Annotated in this window: 20 protein-coding genes; 14 read left to right on the top strand and 6 right to left on the bottom strand. The window is 45.7% G+C overall.

The annotated features are described in order from the left end of the window. The first annotated feature begins 14 nt into the window (after positions 1-14). Positions 15-1,049: a tetratricopeptide repeat protein gene (locus FHS57_RS15360; RefSeq protein WP_221225640.1), complete on the top strand. Its 1,035-nt coding sequence runs from the start codon at positions 15-17 to the stop codon at positions 1,047-1,049. 54 nt (positions 1,050-1,103) lie between these two features. Continuing rightward, positions 1,104-2,021, top strand: a complete 918-nt coding sequence (locus FHS57_RS15355) for a DMT family transporter (protein WP_183975124.1) — start codon at positions 1,104-1,106, stop codon at positions 2,019-2,021. Between the two features lie 17 nt (positions 2,022-2,038). Here the strand turns inward: FHS57_RS15355 and FHS57_RS15350 are convergent, their stop codons facing one another. Further along, positions 2,039-2,566, bottom strand: coding sequence for a hypothetical protein (locus tag FHS57_RS15350; protein WP_183975122.1), 528 nt, complete (start codon positions 2,564-2,566; stop codon positions 2,039-2,041). A 48-nt stretch (positions 2,567-2,614) separates the two neighbouring features. On the opposite strand from FHS57_RS15350, the gene FHS57_RS15345 reads away from it, so the two are divergent. Both FHS57_RS15345 and FHS57_RS15340 read left to right on the top strand, forming a co-directional pair. After that, positions 2,615-3,433, top strand: a complete 819-nt coding sequence (locus FHS57_RS15345; RefSeq protein WP_183975120.1) for an endonuclease/exonuclease/phosphatase family protein — start codon at positions 2,615-2,617, stop codon at positions 3,431-3,433. Continuing rightward, entirely contained in the window at positions 3,430-4,305 is an 876-nt protein-coding gene (locus tag FHS57_RS15340; protein ID WP_183975118.1) for an AraC family transcriptional regulator, read from the top strand. Before FHS57_RS15345 ends, FHS57_RS15340 begins: the two co-directional genes overlap by 4 nt. On the opposite strand, the gene FHS57_RS15335 is transcribed toward FHS57_RS15340, so the two are convergent. From FHS57_RS15335 to FHS57_RS15320, 4 genes are read right to left on the bottom strand one after another with little or no spacing between them, the layout of a single operon-like run. Continuing rightward, the gene (locus FHS57_RS15335; RefSeq protein WP_183975116.1) at positions 4,299-4,673 is read right to left on the bottom strand and encodes a DoxX family protein; all 375 of its coding nucleotides are present in this window, start codon (positions 4,671-4,673) and stop codon (positions 4,299-4,301) included. The two genes, FHS57_RS15340 and FHS57_RS15335, sit on opposite strands and share 7 nt — an antisense overlap. Further along, positions 4,670-5,089 carry a VOC family protein gene (locus tag FHS57_RS15330; protein WP_183975114.1) on the bottom strand — a complete coding sequence of 140 codons (420 nt, stop codon included), beginning with the start codon at positions 5,087-5,089 and terminating at the stop codon, positions 4,670-4,672. Before FHS57_RS15330 ends, FHS57_RS15335 begins: the two co-directional genes overlap by 4 nt. Then, positions 5,086-5,502 carry a transcriptional regulator gene (locus FHS57_RS15325; RefSeq protein ID WP_183975112.1) on the bottom strand — a complete coding sequence of 139 codons (417 nt, stop codon included), beginning with the start codon at positions 5,500-5,502 and terminating at the stop codon, positions 5,086-5,088. The genes FHS57_RS15330 and FHS57_RS15325 overlap by 4 nt, the downstream gene beginning before the upstream one ends. Positions 5,503-5,514: 12 nt before the next feature. Continuing rightward, positions 5,515-5,976 (bottom strand): VOC family protein, encoded by a 462-nt coding sequence (locus FHS57_RS15320; RefSeq protein WP_183975111.1) that lies wholly within the window; start codon positions 5,974-5,976, stop codon positions 5,515-5,517. A 128-nt stretch (positions 5,977-6,104) separates the two neighbouring features. Here FHS57_RS15320 and FHS57_RS15315 point away from each other — a divergent pair, with 128 nt between their 5' ends. Further along, positions 6,105-7,079 carry a GlxA family transcriptional regulator gene (locus tag FHS57_RS15315; RefSeq protein WP_183975110.1) on the top strand — a complete coding sequence of 325 codons (975 nt, stop codon included), beginning with the start codon at positions 6,105-6,107 and terminating at the stop codon, positions 7,077-7,079. 112 nt (positions 7,080-7,191) lie between these two features. Further along, on the top strand, positions 7,192-8,097 hold the full coding sequence (locus FHS57_RS15310; RefSeq protein WP_183975109.1) for a dihydrodipicolinate synthase family protein: 906 nt from the start codon (positions 7,192-7,194) through the stop codon (positions 8,095-8,097). A 141-nt stretch (positions 8,098-8,238) separates the two neighbouring features. Here the strand turns inward: FHS57_RS15310 and FHS57_RS15305 are convergent, their stop codons facing one another. Next, complete coding sequence (locus FHS57_RS15305; RefSeq protein ID WP_183975108.1) at positions 8,239-9,249, bottom strand: helix-turn-helix transcriptional regulator; 1,011 nt, start codon at positions 9,247-9,249, stop codon at positions 8,239-8,241. A gap of 571 nt (positions 9,250-9,820) precedes the next feature. On the opposite strand from FHS57_RS15305, the gene FHS57_RS15300 reads away from it, so the two are divergent. The 8 genes from FHS57_RS15300 (at position 9,821) to FHS57_RS15265 (ending at position 23,518) form a co-directional block, all read left to right on the top strand. Further along, on the top strand, positions 9,821-10,921 hold the full coding sequence (locus FHS57_RS15300; protein ID WP_183975107.1) for a slipin family protein: 1,101 nt from the start codon (positions 9,821-9,823) through the stop codon (positions 10,919-10,921). A 179-nt stretch (positions 10,922-11,100) separates the two neighbouring features. Then, positions 11,101-12,540, top strand: coding sequence for a sulfatase family protein (locus FHS57_RS15295; protein WP_183975106.1), 1,440 nt, complete (start codon positions 11,101-11,103; stop codon positions 12,538-12,540). Between the two features lie 149 nt (positions 12,541-12,689). Further along, the gene (locus FHS57_RS15290) at positions 12,690-13,547 is read left to right on the top strand and encodes a sugar phosphate isomerase/epimerase family protein (RefSeq protein WP_183975740.1); all 858 of its coding nucleotides are present in this window, start codon (positions 12,690-12,692) and stop codon (positions 13,545-13,547) included. A 279-nt stretch (positions 13,548-13,826) separates the two neighbouring features. Beyond that, positions 13,827-16,841 carry a SusC/RagA family TonB-linked outer membrane protein gene (locus FHS57_RS15285; RefSeq protein WP_229601361.1) on the top strand — a complete coding sequence of 1,005 codons (3,015 nt, stop codon included), beginning with the start codon at positions 13,827-13,829 and terminating at the stop codon, positions 16,839-16,841. Positions 16,842-16,856: 15 nt separating this feature from the next. Then, complete coding sequence (locus FHS57_RS15280; RefSeq protein ID WP_183975104.1) at positions 16,857-18,230, top strand: RagB/SusD family nutrient uptake outer membrane protein; 1,374 nt, start codon at positions 16,857-16,859, stop codon at positions 18,228-18,230. 159 nt (positions 18,231-18,389) lie between these two features. Beyond that, positions 18,390-18,947, top strand: a complete 558-nt coding sequence (locus tag FHS57_RS15275; RefSeq protein WP_183975102.1) for an RNA polymerase sigma-70 factor — start codon at positions 18,390-18,392, stop codon at positions 18,945-18,947. Positions 18,948-18,978: 31 nt separating this feature from the next. Beyond that, positions 18,979-19,989 carry a FecR family protein gene (locus tag FHS57_RS15270; protein WP_183975100.1) on the top strand — a complete coding sequence of 337 codons (1,011 nt, stop codon included), beginning with the start codon at positions 18,979-18,981 and terminating at the stop codon, positions 19,987-19,989. Between the two features lie 184 nt (positions 19,990-20,173). Next, a complete protein-coding gene (locus FHS57_RS15265) occupies positions 20,174-23,518 on the top strand; it encodes a TonB-dependent receptor (protein WP_229601360.1) in 3,345 nt (1,114 codons plus the stop codon). The last annotated feature ends 14 nt before the right edge of the window (positions 23,519-23,532 follow it).

Raw genomic sequence — 23,532 nt, 5'->3', positions numbered from 1 at the left:
TGATATTGTATAAAATGAAAGGGTTTCGCTGGAGCATTATGCTCTGTATTTTTTTTGCGATAAGTTGGGTGGGCTGCTCCGAACAAAGCCAAACGGAGGCTGCTCAGTTTTTTTTGAAAGGAAATCTTAAACTTGAAAAAAGAGAGTATGCCGAGGCGATTCGCTACTATGACGAAGCGATTCTAAAGCAAGGCGATATGGCCGATGCGTTTTGTAACCGAGGTATTGCTTATTTGCATGTCGGAGAAACGGAAAAGGCATTGGAAGATTTTAATAAAGCCATTGAACTCGATAAAAAACTCGACGAGGCGTATTTTAATCGGGCGGGGGCGTTGGTGGATCGTAAAGAGTTTACTCAGGCAGCTGCAGACCTCGAACAAATTCGTAAGAATTACCAAGACTCCACCAATTATTACCTCCGCTGGGGTGATTTGAAATTTAATCAAGGTTATTATGACCAAGCGTTGGCAGAATATGACCGCGCCGTAGCATTGAAAGCAACCAACGTACAGGCACTGGTTAACCGAGGCGTAGCGTATTTTGAAAAAAAAGACTTTAAATCTGCCCAAGTTGATTTTGAAAAAGCCCTCAAACTTGATTCACAACAACAACTTGCGTACAATAATTTGGCATTGATTTTTGCGCGGCAAAACCAACTCGACCAAGCCGTGAAAATGGTAGAACGCGCCTTGGATTTTGACCCTGTCAATCCTATTTACCTTAATAATAAAGGCTACATCTTACTTTTACAGAAAAAAACAGAAGAGGCGAAAAAGTTGGTTGAACGTGCTTTGGAAAAAGACCCTCAAAACAGTTACGCACACCGCAATTTGGGTTTGTACTGGATGCAAACGGGCAATAAAGCCGAGGCACTGGCTGAGTTGAAAAAAGCCTATGACCAAAACCCGTCCACCGACCAAATTCATTTTTGGCTGGGTAAAGCCTACGCTGATACTAATCGAAACGACGAAGCTTGCCGTACGTGGCAAAAAGGAGAAGCCATTGGCGACGCGGAAGCAGCCTCAGAACGGAAGAAAAACTGTCGATAAATACAACGACCTTAACAACTTTTCGAAAGTTTGAACTTTCGGAAAGTTCTACCAATGAAAAACACACTCATAGGAATTCTTTTTGCGATGCTTTGGGCATCAGCTTCCGTGGCAACGAAATTTGGAATTCGTTCGGCCGACCCGCTCATTTTGGCCAATGTTCGGTTTTTGCTGGCAGGTACGCTTATGTTGACCTTTGGATATACCTTTGCCAATAGCGAAAAAACACTTCCACGAGGGCGTGAATGGGGTCAATTGGCGATTTTTGCCCTGTTCAATACAACGTTATATTTGAGTGCCTTTGTGCTTTCGATGCGCGAAGTATCGGCGGGCATCGGAAGTTTATCCACGGCTACTGGGCCGTTGTTTGTCATTGTTTTATCAGCAATATGGCTACAGCGTAGTCTAAAGTGGAACGAAGCCCTAGGGGTTGTGTTGGGACTTTCGGGAGCGGGGTTGGCCACCTGGCCTTTGCTCCAGAATAGCTTTGCTACAACCAGAGGATTAGCTATTTTGATGGCAGGAATTGTGTCGGTATCGGCTGCGAGTGTGTATTATGCCCGCATCTCGTGGCGATTACCCAACGTGCTTATCAATGGTTGGCAAGTAATGTTAGGGGGAATTATGTTATTGCCTTTTACGGTTTATTTTGCCGATTGGGAACATACCCGTTGGGATGCGCAGTTTTGGGGAGCAGTAGGCTGGTTGATTGTTCCCGTTTCGGTCATTTCGTTGCAGTTGTGGTTTTATCTACTTCGCTTAGATGCCGTGCGAGCTTCGATGTGGCTTTTCCTTTGTCCCGTTTTTGGGTTTACCTATTCTTCTTTTTTTTTGGGAGAACCTCTTTCTTGGCATACGTTTGTAGGAACAGCACTCGTTGTGGCAGGGCTGTACGTAGCCCAGCGCATCCGTGCCCGTGCCAAGGGTTTCTCAAAACCCGCTTTTGACGCTGAAAAAAGGGAAAGGATATGAGTGCCTTTTCTCACGTGTCACATGTTCCAAGCGATTCCAAAACCTACTGCGGGCCGTGACAAGGGTGTATTTTGCAGCGAAAGGCCAATTCTGGGTTGTGCTAAACGGGTATTATAGACACTGACTGCTCGGCGAATTTTTAATGTAGAAATGATATTGGCCGTTAGCGATACGCCGATGGAGGCAAGGTAAGTAGCCCAAAAGGTCCGACGGCTTACGTTGGCCGAACCGCCTTCAAGCAAATAATAAAGGGTAGGAAGCACCGACACCACCGTACCGACCGTTCGGATGACGCGTGCACTTTTAAAATAATGATTCACCTCGGGGTCGTCGAGCTCGCCAAAAGGAATTTCTAACGAATAATTGCTACGCAGACGAACACCGCCGTAATAATACCTGCCGTTGGCGCCTACTACAATCGGTTTAAGGTGCGAAAACTGATACTTTTTGAGCAAAGCCGTAGTGCTGTCTATGCGAGAAACTTGGGCTTGAATGGCAAGACTGAACGTCAGGAAGAGGAAAAGAAGCAGATACTTTGTTTTCACAGCAGAGGTTGTATTTTTGTTGAATTACTAACGTTTTTTCTGTTATAAATGGTAAAGATACTAACGGTGAAAGTTCTCAAATATAGTCTTTATTTATTGATTTGCTGGGGAAGTCTGGCAGGTGTGGAGGCTCAAAAAACCAAAGCAAAGCCTGCCGCAAAGCCCATGACCCTAAAAGTGATGACGTTCAACATTCACCACGGCGAAAATAACGTGGGTAAAACCAACCTGACGCGAGTAGTGGAATTGGTGAAAGAGTACCAACCTGATTTTGTGGCGTTGCAGGAGATAGACAGCGTAGTGCCTCGGTCGGGGAAGTTAAATCAGATGCGGATTTTGTCGCTTCTTTCTGATTATCATTCGGCCTTTTCGGCTGCGATAGATTTGCAAGGAGGAAAGTACGGCTTGGGAATATTGTCAAAAAGGCCGATTGAGCACGTTCAAAAATTAAAGTTACCTAACCCTGATTCCACCGAACAGCGCATTTTGATGTGTGCATTGGTACCTTTATCGGAAGGGAAATCTATTCGATTTTGCAACACCCACCTCGACCACAAATCGGCTTTAAATCGTGGTTTACAGGCGGCGATTATCAACGAAAACCTCCAAAATAGCATTTATCCCGTGATTTTGGGGGGAGATTTTAATGCTACTGCCGACAATCACACGCTGGAGGCTTTGACCAAATATTGGAACGACGCAGGGGCAAACTCAGTCCAAGCCACGTACCCAGGCAATGGAAAACGCATTGATTATTTTTGGACGCACCAGTCAGCTCCTTTTAAAGTCGTAGAATATAAGGTGCTGGACGAGCCCACCGCGTCTGATCATTTACCCGTGTTGGTCACTTATTCGCTTGGCAAATGAAAGCAGTTCTATTTCGAGTTCCGACCGTGGACGACCGCTCGTTTCGGGTGCAGGTGGACGAAGGGGCGCATTTTTATGAACGACTCCATTTTCACCCCGAATTTCAGTTGACCCTCATTTTGGAAGGAACGGGTACGCTGGTAGTGGGCGACCGCATCGACCGTTTTCAACCGTTGGATTTGCTGTTGTTGGGGGCCGATGTGCCGCACGTCCTCCTCAGCGACCCTGCCTATTTTGAGCGAAACGCACAGTTACAAATCAAGGCGTGTACGTTTTTTTTTAGAGAAGAGTTTTTCTTGCAATTTTTTGAAAAAACGCCAGAGTTACGGCACATTCACGCCATCTTACAAGACGCAAAACGCGGGGTGCGGCTGCGGTTTGGGCAGCCTACTGACGTCACAAGTCAGTTTGAGCAAATAGCCCAAAAACGTTCTTTTGAACAATTTACGGCCTTACTGACCTTCCTTGATTTCCTGACGTTGTCGCAAGACTACGAACTTTTGGCGGGGGCGTCGTACCGAAAACCGAAGCAGCCTGTGGATCAACAGCGGCTGGAAAATGTCTTCAATTTTATCTTAGGGCACTATGCCGACCCCATCACGCTAGAGGACGTGGCCAATGTCGCTAATTTGACTTCGCCTGCTTTTTGTCGGTTTTTGCGTACCCACACGCGCAAAACATTTTCGGAACTATTGAGCGAAGTTCGCATTGAGCACGCGTGTCGTTTGCTCAAAGACTCCACCAAAAGTGTCAGCGAAATTGCCTTTGAATGTGGGTACAGCAATTTATCCAATTTCAACCGTCAGTTTAAACAAATCACCAAACTGACGCCCCGAGAATACGTAAAATCGGCGGGAGAATTGGGTCAATAAAGAGTAAGGTAACGTTTCCAGAGGTAGTAGTTGGTGGCCATAATGGCAAGTACTACCAACGGGAAAATGGCAAAAGCCGTATGCTCACCCACAAACGCCCACGAAAGGGCAGCGCAGATGAAATTGAAGGTAAAACCTGCATACGCCCATTCTTTCACGATGGACGAATAGGTTTGCAATAAGCCTATGACGCCGAGAAGTTTGGCCGAACCTACGATGAGTAGAAGGTACATTGGGTAGCCGAGCATTTTAAAGGCTTCTTGCCCATCTTTTTGTTGGGTGACTCCGCCAATGCCATCCATTGTCATAAACAAAACAAAAATAATTGTAGTGGTCCAGTAGCTGATTTTTAGGGCTTTAGGGCTCATGAGTTGGGGTGTTTAGAAAAGTGAAATATCCAGTGATTGCCAAATTTATCGGTAAGCATTCCGAGCGTTGCTCCCCAAAACGTTTGATGGAGAGGTTGAGTAACTACTCCGTTTTGGGCTAATTTTTCAAAGGCAACTTGTGTTTCGTTGAGCTGCTGAAAATAAATAGAAAGGGTGATGGAATTTCCTCCGACCCGTTTATTACCAAGCATATCTGAGGCCAAAAGTAAAATTTTGCCTTCTTTCTCCAAGACGGCGTGTAAGATTTGGTTTCCAGTTTCGGCGGGCATTTGGGCCGACATCGGCGACTCTGCCACGGGTTGTAGCCGTAATTCTCCTCCTAAACACTGTTGGTAGTACAGCATGGCTTCGCGGCAATTTCCCTCAAAGTTGAGGTAAGGTGTAAGCTGTATCATGACTCGGAAATCAATTTTACCATACAGTACACGTCATCGTCCCCTTCATATTGCTCAAGACAAAAACCATTAGGGTCGAGGCGGGGGTCGGTTAATAACTGTTGAAAAGCCTCTCCAATAGCAGCGATATTGCTGCGAAATTGGGGGATAAAGATACTTAAGTAATATCCTTTGGGGATAATAAAAGCCTCAAAACCAGTCAAAAGTGGTTCTTCGGGTGTAAGTTGTTCTGCTGCTGCTTTGTAGATAATTTTCCCAAGGTGCTGAGCATACGATATTCCGAAATAGCGACGATGGGTACTAAATGGAATTGCTGAATGTAGCGTTTGGTGGGCAGCTAGCACACCATCGGGAAAAGAAGTCGCAGTTACACAAAATGCTGGAATATCATTACTGAAAAAACGAGTGTCCATGGTAGTTAGTTTTTAATTTTCCGAAGCAGCTTTCAATTGAGCAATATCTATTTTTTTCATTCCAAGCAAGGCGTTTAAGACCCGTTGGGCTTGTTGTGGGTCAGGGCTACCAAGCATTTCGCTAAGCTGAGTAGGAACAATTTGCCAAGAAACTCCAAACTTATCTTTGAGCCAGCCGCACTGTTGGGCGTTTGGGTCAGCGTCAGCCGATAATTTTTCCCAGTAGTAGTCGATTTCGTCCTGCGTTTCGCCATTGACGATGAACGAAATAGCTTCACTAAAACTAAACTGCGGGCCGCCGTTGAGCGCTACAAAGGGTTGCCCATTTAGTTCAAAGCCAATGGCGAGTACTTGGTCTCCAGAACGGGTAATGCGCCCGACGCTTGAGGTAGTAAAAATGGCTGTATAAAATGCGACGGCTTCTTCGGCATTGCCGTTGAACCAAAGATTAATGGAAAGAGGGGATGTTTTCATGGGTGTTGTGCGATAAATTGATACTGCAAAAGTACAGACGGAATCTGTGACCAAAGCTGTGTAAAAACGACAATCTGAGGGGTTGATTCCGACATTGGCGGCTCGTACTTTTGTAAAAAACTTCTACCATGAAACACGTCTCGATTTTAGTGCCCGAAACGGCCGTATCTGCGGCTATCGTTGACCCACGGTATATGTTTACAGCCGTCAATGAATTTATTAAAGGTCAAGGACGCCCGCCGCTGTTCAATGTGCAATTGGTGGGTATGACCAAAGAAGTGCGACTCAACGATGGCCTAATTTCTATTCATTGCGACGCGGTCATCAGCCAACTCCTCAAAACTGACCTCATCATTGTACCCGCCATCAGTGGGCATATCGAACACGCCTTGGAGCGAAATCAGGCACTGCTGCCGTGGATTGTTGACCACTACAAACGTGGCGCCGAAGTAGCGAGTTTGTGTTTAGGGGCGTTTTTGTTGGCCTCGACGGGGCTGCTAAACGGTAAATCATGCTCGACGCATTGGCTTTTTGCCAACGAATTTCGACGAATGTTTCCCGACGTTACCCTCACCGACGACAAAATCATTGTGGAACACAATGGCCTGTATTCGAGCGGGGGAGCACATTCATATTGGAATTTGCTGTTGCACTTGGTAGAAAAATACGCAGGTCGCGAGATGGCTATTTTGGCAGCCAAGTTTTTTGTACTTGATATTGGGCTTGATAGCCAATCGCCGTTTAGCATTTTTAAGGGACAAAAAATGCACGAAGACCTCGAAATCAAGAAAGTACAAGACTTTATAGAAACCAATTACCAAGATAAAATTACGGTGGATGACCTCTCAGACAACTTTGGGATTGGCCGTAGGACGTTTGAACGGCGATTTAAGAAGGCAACCAACAATACCGTGGTAGAATACCTGCAACGCGTGAAAATCGAAGTCGCCAAGAAGCAGTTTGAACTCACCCGTAAAACAGTCAACGAAGTGATGTATGACGTAGGGTATTCTGATACGAAGGCATTTAGAGATGTATTTAAAAAAGTGACGGGACTGTCGCCCATTGATTACAAAAATAAGTATAACAAAGACGCGGCCTGATTTTGACCAAAATAGTATCAGAAAGTATTAATCTAAGCCAAAGCAACGAATGTATAGCTTGTACTTTTGTGTCGTAATTAGTGGAACAAGAAAAAAGAAATAGACCAAAAATATGAAACCAAGCTGGATTGGAGTTTACCCCGCCGTCACGACGAAGTTTTTCGAGGACGAAACATTAGACATCAAGATGTTTACGTACAACATCGACGAACAAATCAAGGCAGGAGTGCACGGAATTATCATCTGTGGGTCGTTGGGAGAAAACAGTACCCTAACGTACGATGAAAAACTAACGCTCTTGGCAGCGGCGCGCGAGGTGATTGCCGACCGTGTACCGTTGGTGATTGGCGTAGCTGAAAATAGCACCCGAGTAGCGGTGAATTTCGTAAAAGAAGCCGAAAAAACGGGCGCTGATGGCATCATGTTGTTGCCGCCGATGCGCTACCCTTCTGACGACCGCGAGACCCTCCACTTCATGCACACCGTCGCCGATGCTACTGACCTTCCGTACATGGTATATAACAACCCCGTGGCGTACAAGACCTTTGTAAGCATTCCGATGTTTAAAGATTTGGCTCAAAATGCGCACTTTGAATCCATGAAGGAGTCAACAGGTGATGTGCGTTACATGACGGATATTATCAACGAATTGGGTGGACGTTTCAAGATTATGTCGGGGGTAGATGACCTGGCACTGGAAAGCCTTTTGATGGGCGCTGATGGCTGGATTGCTGGATTGGTGGATGCCTTCCCACGCGAAACGGTTGTGATTTATGAATTAGCGAAACAAGGCCGTATCGCCGAAGCACGCGAGATTTACCGTTGGTTCTTCCCCCTATTGCACCTTGATGTTTCGACGAAGTTTGTACAAAATATCAAATTGGCCGAAGTCGCTACGGGCTTAGGAACGGAGTATGTTCGTCAGCCACGCTTGCCATTGGTAGGTGAAGAACGCGAGCATGTATTGAAAGTTATCAACGACTCGTTGGCAAAACGCCCTGTATTGCCACAGATTTAAGCATTTATACACTTTTTACCCTACCCTGAAAGGCAATAATCAGCAATGGTTATTGCCTCTTTTTTCGTGAATCAACAATGTCTTATGTGTTCTATGTGTGTGTATTCTATTTGTGCCCTATGTGTTTTAGAATAAAAGCACTTATTCGTAATTCTCAGCACCTTTCTTCAAACGCTGTTGAATGCGTTTACGGAGGGCATCGGGTGACAGGACTTTGATAATTTCCCCGAATCCTAAAATTTCTTTTTCTAATTCAAAGTTGAGTTGGACAAAAAGCTCAATCACAACCCCTTCTTGTTGGCGTTCCAACGTTACCTGTGAACTGTGCAGTGGCTTGGTTTCTAAGTAGGGAGCGTGGGCCGCAGCCACCCAAAGTCGCACCCGTCGGGGGCGCTGATTGGGGCTGACCGTCACGCCAATGACGTGTTGATAAAATGCTTCGGGCTGCAGGTGCTCGTTGGCTCGAAAGGGCTTGTCGTCGTCGATACTACATTCAATGATTCGGTCTAATGCCAAGTGAAGCACTTCAGAGAGTTGGTTTTTGATTCCGACAGCAAACCAACGGTTTTTGTACTCTTTGAGCCACCATACATGAAACGTAAATTGGTTGGCTTCTTTGGCTCGAAACGATTGGTAAGTCATCGAAACCGCCTTCTGCTGCACCACGGCTTGGTACAAGGTTTCTAAAAAAGACAATCCCCGCAGGTTTTCATTCTTCTCAAAATCAATGACGGTTTGCTGGTGGTGCTTGGCCGCATACACGTGCCCTTCTAGCTTTTGAATGACGTCTGTCAGCTGTTGAAAATGCGAGAACCCTTTGAATTGGCGCAGTACTTCCACGGCTTCGTTCATCCGTTGTAAATCCAATTCTGTCAACGGGGTTTGCGTAATGCTGTAAGTGGGATCTTCGTAGGTGTAGTATTTCTTATCCACGACGATAATGGGGGCAAAGTAGCCGAGCTTATCGCTTCGCATCATTTGAAGGTCGGCCTGAATAGTGCGGCGACTGATGCCTTTGTCCATGCCTTCATATTCATACATGGCTTCGGAGACTTTTTCAATGAGGTCTTCGAGCGTCCATTTGCGGTATCTATTACGTAAACAAGCGTCAATCGTCTTGTATCTTATGAGGGCGTTGCGGTTGGCGGGCATGGGATAAACCAGTTTTTTTGAAAATTTCCGAAAATAATTTCAACTGCGCAAAAAGACTGCGCAGAAGGTATAAACCTTTGTATCGTCAAGTTAACGATAACGAACCTGATGCTGGTGTTCATCGCCACATAGTACCGCCGACGTATCGCACGGTATGCTGTCGAAATCGCTCTAATTTGACTTTCACACTGTGGGTCGAGGGTTCGAGTCCCTCCTTGGTGCAAGCCATGTAACTCAGCTGGGTAGAGTAACAGACGTAGAAGAAGGCCGCTTCACCAAAAATGGTCACCATCGGGCTAATAAGGGCAAAAAACGCTTCTGTGACGGGGCAATCTCGTCACAGTTTGGAGAAAGCCAGCAAACGGGACAATGCCGTTTTTCGCGTTTGAAGTTCTTTTTGACGAACAAACTTGATTGGATAAACACAGTATTGTGCTGTTTGGAAAGTCAAGGTAAAACGTTTAAAAACAATCCTAAACAAAAAAGACAAAAACCCGCTTCCGCCTTCAAAAAACGAAGTGTTTTTTGTCCTGAAGCTAAACTGAAACAGTCATCATTAATGCTTTAAATCATGAAAATTGTTCGCATCAACGCCTATCAAGTAGGGCTAGTTTTTCGGGATGAAACGTACGTAAAAGCCATTACAGAGGGTACACACTGGTTGGCGCCTTTCAAGACCGTGAAAATATACAATACAACTCAGCCTTTCGTCGCGCCTTGCGCGTTAGATATTTTGCTGAAAGACAACACGTTGGCAGCTATGCTCGACGTGGTAGAGGTAAAAGATAACGAGATTGTGTTGCAGTACGAAAACGAGCTATTCAAAACGGTGCTTAAACCAGGGCGTTATGCGTTTTGGAAAAGCATCATCAACTATCGCTACGTTCGGGTGGACTTAAGCAAAGTAGAGATTACCGAAGAGATTGATTTGGCCGCACTTGCTGCCAAAGAGGTACTAACGTATATGCGTACTTACACCGTAGAACCTTACGAAAAAGGATTGCTTTTTGTGGACGGTAAGCTGCAAAAGATGCTAGAAGCAGGAACCTATTATTGGTGGCGAAACAACTTGTCGGTTTTTGTTTCAAAAGTCGATATGCGTCAGCTACAACTAGAGGTAGCGGGGCAGGAGATTCTGACCAAAGACAAAGCGTCGTTGCGCGTCAACTTTCATGTTCAGTACAAAGTCGCTGACGTGATGAAGGTACTTGTGGAGAACAAAGAAGTTGATAAACAGCTCTATATCCTCATGCAATTGGCGTTGCGCGAGTACATTGGGACGCTGTCTTTGGACGAATTACTTGAGAAAAAAGAAGTAATTTCTGAGTTTATTTTGGCCGCAACGGCCGATAAAGTAGCCAAACTAGGCTTCACTCTCGTAGGCTGCGGTATTCGGGATGTGATTTTGCCAGGCGATATGAAAGAAATTATGAATCAAGTGTTGGTGGCGGAGAAAAAAGCCCAAGCCAACATCATCATGCGCCGAGAGGAAACCGCTTCGATGCGTAGCTTGCTCAACACTGCCAAACTGATGGAGGAAAACGAAATGTTGTTCCGCCTAAAAGAAATGGAGTACGTCGAGAAAATTGCCGATAAAATCAACACCATTTCGATTGCGGGAGGGGGGCAAGTGCTTGACCAATTGAAGCAGCTTTTCGGAACGGCTAAGTAATGTCTTTTGAGCCATTGATTTTAAAACACATAGGGCACATGAGCATATACACATAGAAAACATACTATATGGCTATGTACCTATTGTGAAAACTCTATGTGAACTATGTGTTTAACTTAGGTATAAAAGGCGGTTTTGTACTTTATAAAATAAGAACCTTACCCCTTTCTTTCCTTCGTATGTTTCGAATTATACTTTTTGCGCTGGGCTTTTTTGTGGCCAATCAAACGTTGGCGCAATCTCCTAAAACCAATATTTTGTTTCTTTTTGCCGATGACCTCCGTGCTGACGCCCTAGGGTGTTACGGAAATCCTTACGTCAAAACCCCGCATCTGGACCAGCTTGCCCAAAACGGAACCTTATTCAGCGAAGCCCATATTTTGGGTGGTTTGCACGGAGCGATTTGTGCCCCGAGTCGGGCGATGCTGATGAGCGGAAAAGGGTATTTTCGAGTGACTGACCGGCTCAAAGGCGTAACGACCTGGCCTATGCTCCTGCGTCAGCAAGGGTATCATACGTTTATGACGGGCAAATGGCACAACGAGCCCGAAGCAGTTGGGGCAAGTTTTATGGAGGCCAAAAATGTCATGTTGGGTGGAATGGCGGATCATTATCAAACCCCCATGTGCGACCTCAAAGCCGATGGGACTTTCACCGAACCTGTAAAAAAAGGATTTTCAACGGACCATTTTGCCCAAACGGCCATTGATTTTTTGGATAAACAAACGGCCTCGAAACCGTTTGTGACTTACGTGGCATTTACGGCTCCCCACGACCCCCGCTCGCCTTTGCCCGACTACCTCAAACGCTACGGAACGTCGCCACTTCCGCCCAATTTTATGCCTGCTCACCCGTTTCATTTTGGCAGTAGCATGAGCGAACGCGACGAGATGTTGGCGGCTTTTCCACGTACGCCTGAGGTCATCAAAGCACAGTTGACCGAATATTATGCCATGATTACCCACCTTGACGAGGCGATTGGGAAGATTTTGGCTAAACTCAAAGAAAAAGGCTTGGATAAAAATACCCTTATTGTTTTTGCGGCCGACAACGGTCTGGCGATGGGAAGCCACGGGTTGTTGGGTAAACAAAACCTATACGAACACAGCATGAGAGTGCCGCTGATTGTGAGCGGAAAAGGCATCCCCAAAGGACAACGCAGTGATGCCTTTGTCTATTTATTTGACCTTTTTCCTACTTTTTGTCAGCAGTTAAGAATAACCGCGCCGAAAGATTTGGAAGGGAAGGACATCTCAGGCATTTTACAGCAAAAAACCAAATCGGTGCGAGAACAAGTATTTACAGCCTATCGGGCCTCCATCCGTACCGTCCGTGACCGTCGCTGGAAGTTGATTCGGTACCCGCAAGTGGATTATACCCAGCTTTTTGATTTAGAATCAGACCCTTATGAACTCAATAACCTAGCGGGAAAGCCAGAGTTTGCGGATAAAGTAAAAACGATGACCGAAGACCTACGGAAACATCAGCAGTTTTACGGCGATACGGCACCACTAACTGCTTCAGAAATTCTCCCTCAAACCTTTGATTATAAAGGCATCGTGCGTAAGCCTGACCAATGGCAGCCCAAGGAAGTGTTGGACAAATACTTCAAAGACTAACCTCCGCGTCCATCTGCGGGTATTCCATCTGCGCCAATCTGCGAGAAAAACATTTTCACACAGAAACCCACAGATGGAATGCACACAGAAAAACAGTAAACGTTACCAGAAAATACCTTTTGTAGTAAACGCTCTTAACTTCAAAAATGATGAAAAAATTAAGCTTAATGGGAGGCGTACTGCTCTCATTGATGGGCATTGTCGGCGAGAGCCTAGCCCAAAAAGGGAAATTATATTCATTTCCCGTTGGGATGCAAGCCTATACCTATCGGGCGAGTTTTCCTAAAAACGTAGCTGCGACATTGGATACCCTCAAATCACTTGGTATCACCGAACTCGAAGGCGGAGCACAAAAAGGCACGACCCCTGCCGAATTTCGTAAAATGTGCGAAGAACGCGGAATCAGCATTGTGGGAACAGGCGGAGGCTATGATGAATTGGTCAAAGACCCCCAAAAAGCAGCAGAAACGGCCAAGGTTTTGGGCTCAAAATTCTTGATGTGTGCTTGGATTCCGCACAAAGTAAAAGGAGGGTTTACGTTTGAAGAAGCAAAAAAAGCCGTCGAAGACTTCAACCGAATTGGCAAAGTTTTAAAAGAAAATGGCATCACGTTTTGCTACCACAACCATGGCTATGAGTTCCAGCCGTATGAAGGAGGAACGCTTTTTGACTACATCGTCAAAAATACCAACCCTGACTATGTGTCGTTTGAAATAGACATTTTGTGGGCATTTCACGGCGGAGCAGAGCCTGTGGGCTTATTGAAAAAATACGGAAATCGCTTCAAACTGGTGCACCTCAAAGACCTTCGCAAAGGAGTAAAAGGCGATTTGACGGGCGGCACGGCGCTCGAAAATGATGTCGTTTTAGGAACGGGACAAGTAGATGTGGCTGGGGTGATTCGCGAGGCAAAAAAGATTGGAATTAAGCACTATTTTATTGAAGATGAAAGTCCTACTTGGAGCCAACAAGTACCTAAAAGCATTGCTTATTTGAAAAGTTTGTAACTAAATTATGTCTTTTATTGTAAAGCGCCTTTGTTCAGACAAAGGCGCTTTGTTTTTTTTGCGTTTGCCATATTTTCTTCTGTTTGCAATACAAATTTAGTTCAAATCTTTTCTTAAATAGAATTATTTGAATATTATTGCCTCCGCAACTCTTCCGCAACAGCATAAAATTCTTCGATGGTTTAAAACCAAATGGGTGTTAAAACAATTAAGCATTCGCTATTGTTGTTGAGTTGACTATACTAACTAATTAACTAAACTAAATTAAACACCAAATCTATGTTCAAATCTACTGATTCCTCAGTGGCAAAACTTGCTTTTGCTATGGGGATGTGGCTGCTGTCGTTCGTTGCAGTAGCCCAAACCAAAATCGGCGGAACGGTCAAGTCATCGGATGGGTCGCCCATTCCAGGTGCAAATGTGGTTGTCAAAGGGACAACCGTTGGAACGGTCAGTGGGGGAGATGGTATGTACTCCATTACCCTAAATCAAAAGAATGCCATTCTGGTCTTCTCGTCCATTGGATTTCAGTCAAAAGAGGTGGCAGTTGGGAACAACAGCACCATTGATGTAACCCTGACGGAAGACGTGTCAAATCTCCAAGAAGTGGTCGTTACGGGTTTGGCATCGAGCATTAAGCGTTCTAATTTGGCCAATGCGGTGGCAACCATTTCGGCCAAAGAATTGATGGGAACCACCCAAATTCAGACGGTGGACAATGCTTTTTACGGAAAACTAGCAGGGGTCAACATGAACACCAACGGTGGTGCGCCAGGTGGTGGGGTGTCGATTCAGCTCCGTGGGATTTCGTCGCTTGTGGGGGCATCGCAGCCACTTTACATCATTGATGGAGTGTATGCCAACAATGCCGTAAACCGCTCTGGGCGCGCTTCGGTGACGGGCGCAGGGGCAGAAACCCAAGATGACGCCTCTAACCGTATTTCGGACTTAAACCCCAACGACATCGAAAACGTAGAGGTACTCAAAGGTCCGTCGGCGGCGGCTATCTACGGTACGCGTGCCAATGCGGGGGTTATTATTATCACAACCAAACGCGGAAGCGCGGGAAAAACCAAAGTGTCTTTTGCTCAAGACTACGGAATGGCGACGCCGCAACGTTTGTTTGGGGTGGACAACTGGAGTGAAGATAAAATCAATACGTTTTTTGCGGCTGCTCGTCGCCCCATCGAATTGGAGCGTTTTCGCGCAGCCAATGGCCAAACGTGGGACTACGAAAAGTATTTTTACGGAAACACCGCCCCACTTTCTAATACCCGTCTAGGTATTTCGGGAGGAAACGATAAAACGAAGTTCTTTATCTCAGGTGCGTTGACGGATGAAAAAGGGATTATTCGTCGCACGGGCTTTAAACGCTATTCGCTACGCGCCAATATCGACCACAAACTCACCAACGACATTACGCTTTCAGTAGGTTCAAATTACATCAATACCATTTCTGACCGTGGTTTTACGGGAAACCAAAACAACTCTGGAGCGAGTATCGGGTATAACATTGCGTACGTGCCAAACTATTTCAATCTGTTCCCAGATGCAAGTGGTCGCTATCCCGATAACCCTTATTTTGCCGAAAACCCCGTAGCAGTGACAGACCGCGGAATTAATAACACCAACGTCAACCGTTTTATTCAGTCATTCAACCTGACGGCAAATCTCTACAAATCAGAAAAAGCATTGCTCAAACTCGTGGGGCAAGGAGGTTTTGACTACACACAAGGTACGACGTTCGTCTATCTTCCAGAAGATTTACAATACCAACGCGCCCAAGGAAACCCTGGGGATGTGATTTGGGGTAAAACCGAAAACGTCAATACTAACTTGCAGGCAGCCTTAGTGTATAATTGGAACATAGGCAAGCTAAACCTCACGTCGCAGGTAGGCGCGGTTCGTCTCAATTTCCGTGAAGACCGTTTGTTGAACCGTTCGCGTGGATTGGCAGGGGGGCAAACCAACTTGCGCCAAGGAACGGTACAAGAGATTTTTGACCAACGCTTCCAGAGCATTACCGACGTAGGAGCATTTGTACAGCAAGAAGCCAACTGGGACGATAAAATCATCGCGACGGCGGGGGTACGTTGGGATAAATCAACCCTCATCGGTGATGCCAACAAGTTTTGGGCTTTCCCAAAAGCGTCGTTGGCCATCAACCTAGCCAACTTCGACTTTATTCGTTCTTCTAGTTTGTCTTCTGTTTTCTCGCAAATTAAACCCCGTGTAGCGTACGGTGAAACGGCGGGGGTACCAGGTTTTGGGACAACTTTTACGCCGCTTAACTCGGCAAACATTGGCGGCTTACTCGGCTCGGTCGTAACGACTGCGGCAGGAAACGCGGCCATCGAACCTGAGCGTGCAGGTGAGTTAGAGTTTGGATTGGACTTAGGATTGTTGAATAACCGTATCCAACTCGAAGCTACTTACTACGACAAACAAACGCGCAGTAATATCCAAAACCTACAGCTATCTCCTGCGGTGGGGATTAGCACCATTCCTACGAACTTGGCCCAGCTTCAAAACCGTGGGGTAGAACTTTCGTTGGGGGCAACCATTGTTCAAAAAGAAAAAATTCGCTGGAGCTCACGCGTATTGTGGTGGAAAAATGACATCCTTCTTACTAAATTGGGTATTCCTGCCTATAATTCAGGAGCGTTTGGGGTGTCACTCGGTACGTTTTTATACCAAGAAGGGTTCTCGCCTACGACCATCGTAGGAACGCGCCCCGCACGTGATGCCAACGATACTCCTACCGCTGAGGGTGTGCGTACGGGGGCTTATATTTTAGGAAACAACCAGCCTGATTTTCAGATGTCGTGGAGCAATGAAATCAACTTTTTGAAAAACTTTGATTTTAACATGCTTTGGCATTGGAAAAAAGGGGGTGATAATATTAATCTAACTGAGTTTTTGTGGGATGGTGGAGGAACCTCTCCTGACTGGTATCGCGACGACAATGGCGACGGTATTCCTAATGGCCGTCAGCGCGGTTTGGCGCCGCACAATGGAGCCGACCGCTGGGTACAAGATGCGACTTATCTTCGTCTGCGCGAGGCAGCATTGTACTACACCGTGCCTACCAATTCGTTGAGCAAGTGGTTCAATAACAAAATATCACGGGTGAAAGTAGGCTTCTCGTGCCAAAACCCATTGACATTTACCAAGTACCGCGGCTACGACCCCGAGACTTCTACGTTCGGGTTGCAGGCAGTAGCGTCAGGCGTTGACATTGCTCCGTATCCTACGCAGCGTCGCTTTTTTGGTCATTTAGTTGTTGAATTTTAAAACATGATAAAGACAATGAAAAATATAAACTCGGTTTTTGTAGGGCTGTTGTTGGCGATGAGTTCGTGTAACTTTTTCACCCTAGATACGCCCAACGACCCCAACAACCCTTCATTGGGAAGTGTGAGCCAAAATGCGTCGCGGACGCAAGTGCAAAACTTAGTAACGGGCCTTGAGTCGCGTCACCGTGATTACCTTTTTACCGTGACAGCGTTGTTTGGAACATTAGGGAGGGAACTTTGGTATCTAAACGCTTCTGACCCGCGTTGGCAAACCGACTGGCTCGGAATGAACGGCCGCCAGGCAACTGTCAATATGTTTGGGTATTTGAACACCTACCAGCAACCTTATTTCGCGATTCGCCAAGCACTGACAGTTATTGATGCGGTGAATAACACCAATACGTTTACGACCGAAGAAAAGAATGCGATTTCGGGCTTTTCCAAAACTCTTATGGCGTATCAATACCTGATTGTGGCTATGGGTCAATACGAAAATGGCATTCGGATTGATGTCAAAGATGTACAAAACCCAGGGCCATTTTTGCCATTGGCGGAGTCGTTTACGCAAATCAAGCGTATTTTGGACGAAGGAAATACCGAACTTGGTGCGGGTGGAACGGGTAACTTTCCGTTGCGTTTGACAACAGGTTTTACGGGCAACGGTTTCGGAACTATTGCGGCGCTTCGTCAGATGAACCGCGCGATTGCAGCCCGTTTGGCCGTTTATCGTCAAGATTGGCAAGGAGCATTGGACGCCGTCAACGCGTCGTTTTATAGTGCCACGGGTAGTTTAGAAGCGGGGCCTGCTCACACCTACGGTGCTCCCCCAGATGCGTTCAATCCGTTGTTTTTTGTAAGAAATGCCGCTGTAAGTACGCTAGTGGTTGTACACCCGTCGGTATTGCGTGATACAATCGCAGGAGATGCGCGCGTACGCACGAAGTTCTTCCGTCGTACGGCTGCTGTCTCGGTTACTTCCGACGGAACGCCGCTTGCGGGGCAGTACCAAGACAACCGATATGCAGCGAATACCAGCGAAATCAAGTTTTTCCGTAACGAAGAATTGATACTTATCGCTGCCGAAGCCAACGCCCAACTCAACAAAACGACCGAAGCAGTGGCGGCCATCAACCGCATACGTACGGCAGCGGGAATTGGAAACTACACGGGTGCTACGACCAAAGAAGCCCTTATCGACGAAATTTTGTTCCAACGCCGCTACTCACTTTGGGCAGAGCCTTGGGGACACCGTTGGGTGGATTTGCGCCGTTACGACCGCCTCAACGCCACCAACGTTGACGTGAGCCTCGACCGTGGAACTATCTTCAAACAATTGGCGCGTCCACAAGCCGAAATCAACTGGGATGAATACGTGAAAACGCGCTAGTCTTTGTAATACTTTGCTTACGAAAATCCCTGCTACTCGAAGTGGCAGGGATTTTTTGTGTGGTGTTGGGCGGGTATATATTAATTTTTGAAGATTTTTTAAAATCATTCTAGGGATTTTGACGACTTAATTGACTATACACTAACCGAACACCATGCGATGAAGTACCAAACCTTTTCCGATGACCAATTAGTCGATTTTCTGAGGAGCGACAGCCAAGGCGCTTTTGAGGAGATATACAACCGCTATTGGTATAAATTATTGGGAGTAGCCTACCACGAAACAGGCACCCGCGAAGAAGCAGAAGAATTGGTACAAGACCTGTTTGAAAGTCTTTGGCAAAAACGCCACGTGAGTGTGATACGTCATTTGAGTGCGTATTTGGTGGTTTCTATCAAGCACCTGAGCACCAATTACATCAAGTCGCAAATCACCCAGCGAAAATTTCAAGAATACCTGATTTTTAACGAAATCCGCCAGTCGTACGCGACCGACGAAAGCGTCCAATTTGCCGATTTGTCGAAAGCTGTAGAAGAAGCAATGAAAAAATTGCCCGAAAAAAGTGTGGAAGTCTTCAAGTTAAGTCGCTTCGAAAACCAATCGGTCAAGGAAATCGCTCGGCAATTAAATCTATCCGAAAAGGCGGTTGAGTATCACATTACCAAATCGCTCAAAGTGCTCAAAGAACATTTGAAAGCTTTTCATTCTGACAATTAATCCACCCATTTCTTCATAACAAACCAAACACATGAACCAACACGAATTTAATCAGTTGCTTGAAAAGTACCTCGCGGGGGATTGCACGCCCGACGAGGAAAAACTGATTCATGATTGGCAGGCTCATTTACTCCAGAATACATCGCTCACGTTGGAAGAACCAGAAAAAAACGGTGTTAAAAAACGGCTTTGGCAAAATATTCAACAAACAGTTTGGATGCCCGAAGCAGAGATTGTTCGTCCACGGTGGCGTTGGGTGAGCTGGGCAGCGGCGGCATCGGTGGTTGTCTTGGCAGGCGTTTTTTGGTGGAATACCCGTCGCATAGACGTAAACGATGTGGCGATTAGCCCACTAATAGAAACCCCCAACGGCATTGAAGTAAAAAACACGGCGGCCAATCCGCGAGAAATAAAACTGGAAGATGGCAGCATTGTGCTGTTGAAAACCAACAGCAGCGTTACTTATCCTGAGCATTTTGGGCAAAAAAATCGCAGTGTTTTTCTGAAAGGGGAGGCATTTTTTAAGGTAAAACACGACCCAACCAAGCCCTTTGTCGTACACGCTGGCGAGTTAGTGACCGAAGTACTTGGGACAAGTTTTACGGTAAAATCGTACGAAGAATCCCAGGCCATTGAGGTCGTAGTAGCGACGGGGCGCGTATCGGTCTATGAAAATTCAACCAAAAAACCACTCCAGCGAAACGGGGTGATTTTGACCCCGAACCAAAAAATTACGTTTGATAAAACCTCTCGGAAGCTCACCCCCAGCCTAATCGAACGGCCCGTGGTGATTCATGTGCCCTCCACCCCGTCTTTGTTTGTCTTTGAAGAAACGCCCTTGCCCAAAGTCCTCAAAAAACTGGAAAATGCGTATGGGGTACAAATAATCGTTGAAAACCAAACCCTTAATCAGTGTGTGTTCACGGCCGATTTGAACGAACTCCCACTCCATACCCAACTCGACTTAATTTGTAAATCAATCAATGCCACCTACGAACAGCGCGGTACCAGTTTGTTCATCAATGGCGAAGGTTGTAAGTAAGCGTTTTAAACAGACCTTATAGGTTTTCAAAACCTACAAGGTCTAAAAAAGCCGACAATGCTCGCAACACTGTCGGCCTAGAGTGACCCGCAACCGAATTGGCGTTCGGTCGGTGCAAATTCATTGGCGTGAAGCACCACCGCGGGTAGTTTTTGTCTTTCTAAACCAAAAACATGTTAAAACTATGCAAAAAAATGGACGAACCAAAGCGTTCTTGCTCAAAGCAATGAGAATGACGGTTACTCAACTTGCCATGCTAATCCTGTTTTGTGGGTTGGCCAGTGCCCGCGACACCAAAGCGCAGGAAGTACTGAACACGACCATCTCACTCAAAATTGAGGCGGTCGAAATCAAGCGCGTATTTAGTACCATCGAAAAACAAGCTGGGGTGAAGTTTGTGTATAGCCCCAACGCCATTCGAGCCGACCAAAAAGTCTCATTGGCTACGACCAACAAACTCTCCGAGGTGCTCAAAGAACTGTTGCAGCCTCTTCAAATTTCGTACGAGGTGGTGGGGTCACGGATTTTATTGCGCAAAAAAATGCCAGAAAAAGCCGCTCTTTTCGATGAAATATCCACACCAGTCCCAAACGCGACCGTTCCTTCCGACCAAGTCGTAAAAGGAACAGTGGTGGACAATGAAAAAGGGGAGCCGCTGCCAGGCGTTAGTGTTTTACTGAAAGGTACCCAACGAGGTGCTACCACCAACCCCAACGGAGAGTTTTCCCTCAGTGTACCTAATGGCGATGCCGTATTGGTATTTAGTTTTGTTGGATACGAGCCACAAGAGCAGGTAGTGGGCAACCGTACCCAAATCAACATCAAACTCAAAGTAGATACCAAAGCACTTGAGGAAGTGGTGGTAGTGGGGTATGGTGTGGTGAAAAAAAGCGATTTGACGGGGTCGGTAGCCCAGGTCAAATCCAAAGAATTAAATTCATTTCCGACGGCCAACGTATTGCAAGCGTTGTCGGGGCGGGCAGCGGGTGTGCAAGTAACCCAAAACACAGGAGCGCCAGGAGGGGGCGTCAGTGTACGGATTCGGGGGACAAATTCTATTCAAGGAAGCAATGAACCACTTTATGTGGTGGACGGCTTTCCGATTGCGGGAAGCAATCCTACGGTACTCAACAACGCTGATATCGAAAACATCGAAATCCTAAAAGATGCTTCTGCAACGGCTATTTATGGTTCGAGAGGTGCCAATGGCGTCGTCATTATTACCACCAAACGTGGCAAATCTGGACAAACCAACGTGGATTTTGAAACAAGTTTTAGTGCACAAACACTCCGAAAAAAACTAGACTTGATGAATGCTCGCGAGTATGCAACGTTTTATAACGAGCAAGCTACCAACGACGGGATTCGACCCTATTTCACACAGGCACAAATTGATGCTTTTGGTGAAGGTTTTGATTGGCAAGACTTTGTGTTTCAGAAGGCTCCTATGAAAACTATGTCACTCAACATCAATGGGGGAAATGAAAAAACACAATTTGCGGTGTCAGGAAGTGCTTTTGGACAGGAGGGTATTATTCGAGGCAGTGATTATAACCGTTATTCGCTGCGGACTAATATCAATCATATCATCAGTAAAAAATTTACTTTTAATCTAGCCAGTACCCTAACTCGGATTATGACCCAAGCCCAAAATAGTCAGGGTGGTAATCGTGGGGGATCGTTGATTTCGGCAGCGGTGTCTTCTCCACCTATTCTTTCGCCTTACAATGATGATGGTACGTATCGCGTTTTTGGTACTGCTTATTCCTTTATTAGTGCTCTGCTCATAAATCCTATGAACCCTCTTAATGAGCAAAGTAATCAAACCAAAGGAAACAGGATATTGACCAACGCAGCTTTTATTTATAATCCTATTCCCGAATTGACCATTAAGGTTTCGGGTGGAATTGAAAATATGGACGATCGTACCGATTCTTACACGACCAATAACTACATTAATTCGCAGGGGAGTGCAGGAATTAGCACGAGTCAGTTTACCAGTCTTTTGAGCGAAAATACCGTCAGTTATCTCAAAACTATCGGCCAAAAACACAGTATCTCGGCCGTAGCGGGTGTTACGTATCAGGATTTTTTGAGTACATCATTGGGAGGAAATGGAGTAGGGTTTTTAAGTAATACAAGTCAAACGTACGACTTGGCCGCCGCCAATACCCCTGGTATTCCTACTTCTAGTTATTCTAAATCCACGCTTTTGTCTTATTTGGGGCGATTCAATTATTCGTACGATAGCAAGTACTTAGCCACCTTGAGCTTTCGGGTAGATGGCTCTTCCAAATACAGCGAAGGTAACAAATGGGGATATTTTCCGTCAGCAGCTTTGGCGTGGCGTATTTCGAACGAAGAATTCTTGAAAAATAATAACTTTATCTCTGATCTAAAACTTCGTGCAAGTTGGGGCCTAACGGGTAGCCAAGCCATTGGCCCTTATGCCACACTCAATCAACTTTTCTCGGGAAAAACCGTTTTTGATGATGCCCTATTCACTACCTATGCCCCTGGCACAGTCCTTCCAGGCAATTTGAAATGGGAAACTACCGAACAAAAAGATCTTGGTTTAGACATTGGTCTCTTCAACAATCGCTTCCTAATTACGGCAGATTATTACATCAAAAATACCCGCGATTTACTCAATACTGTTCAGTTACCTTCTTCTTTGGGTTTTACAAGTACGATTCAAAATATTGGAGAAATACAAAATAAGGGGCTTGAGCTAGGACTGAACGCTAATGTTTTGACAGGCGCATTGAAGTGGAATATTAATACCAACATTGCGTTTAATCGCAACAAAATCATCAAACTCTACGGCGGTCAGGATATTTTAGGGGGATTTGTAGATATTTCGGCTATCACTGACAATCGCAACATCCTTCGTGAAGGCCAACCTTTAGGGCGTTTTTGGGGGTATATTGAAGATGGTTATGACGATAAAGGCAAAATCAAATACAAGGATATCAACGGTGATGGCACGGTCACTGTGTTAGATAAAACCTACATTGGTAATCCTAACCCTAATTTTATTTATGGTTTCAATTCCAATTGGTCGTTTAAGAATATTGAATTGAGTATCTTTTTACAAGGTATCCAAGGGAATGATATTTTTAATACCAGTTCTATCAACAACACGGTTGATTTTGGATATGGCCTCAACATGCCACGTGAAGTATATCTCAATCATTGGACAACTGCTACTCCCAATGCTAAGTATCCTATTGTGAGCAATACCACCCGTACTAATGTCTCCAATCGGTTTGTAGAAGATGGCTCTTACCTACGCCTGAAAAATATCCAAATTTCCTATAACCTTCCTCTCAAAAATTGGGGAATAAAATGGATGCGGTCGGCGCAGATTTATGCCAGCGCTCAAAACTTCCTTACCCTTACCAACTACTCATGGTGGGATCCTGAAGTAAACTCAAATGGGGGGGCTAATTCCACCGCCCAAGGTTTTGATCACAATAGTTATCCCACCTCCAAAGCCACGACGGTAGGGGTGAGGGTTGGTTTTTGAGTGAAGTCGTCTAG

Origin of the sequence: Runella defluvii (assembly GCF_014195535.1) — a bacterium.
In the GTDB taxonomy this organism is placed as follows: Bacteria; Bacteroidota; Bacteroidia; order Cytophagales; family Spirosomataceae; genus Runella; species Runella defluvii.
This window is presented reverse-complemented; position numbering and strand designations above follow the sequence as displayed.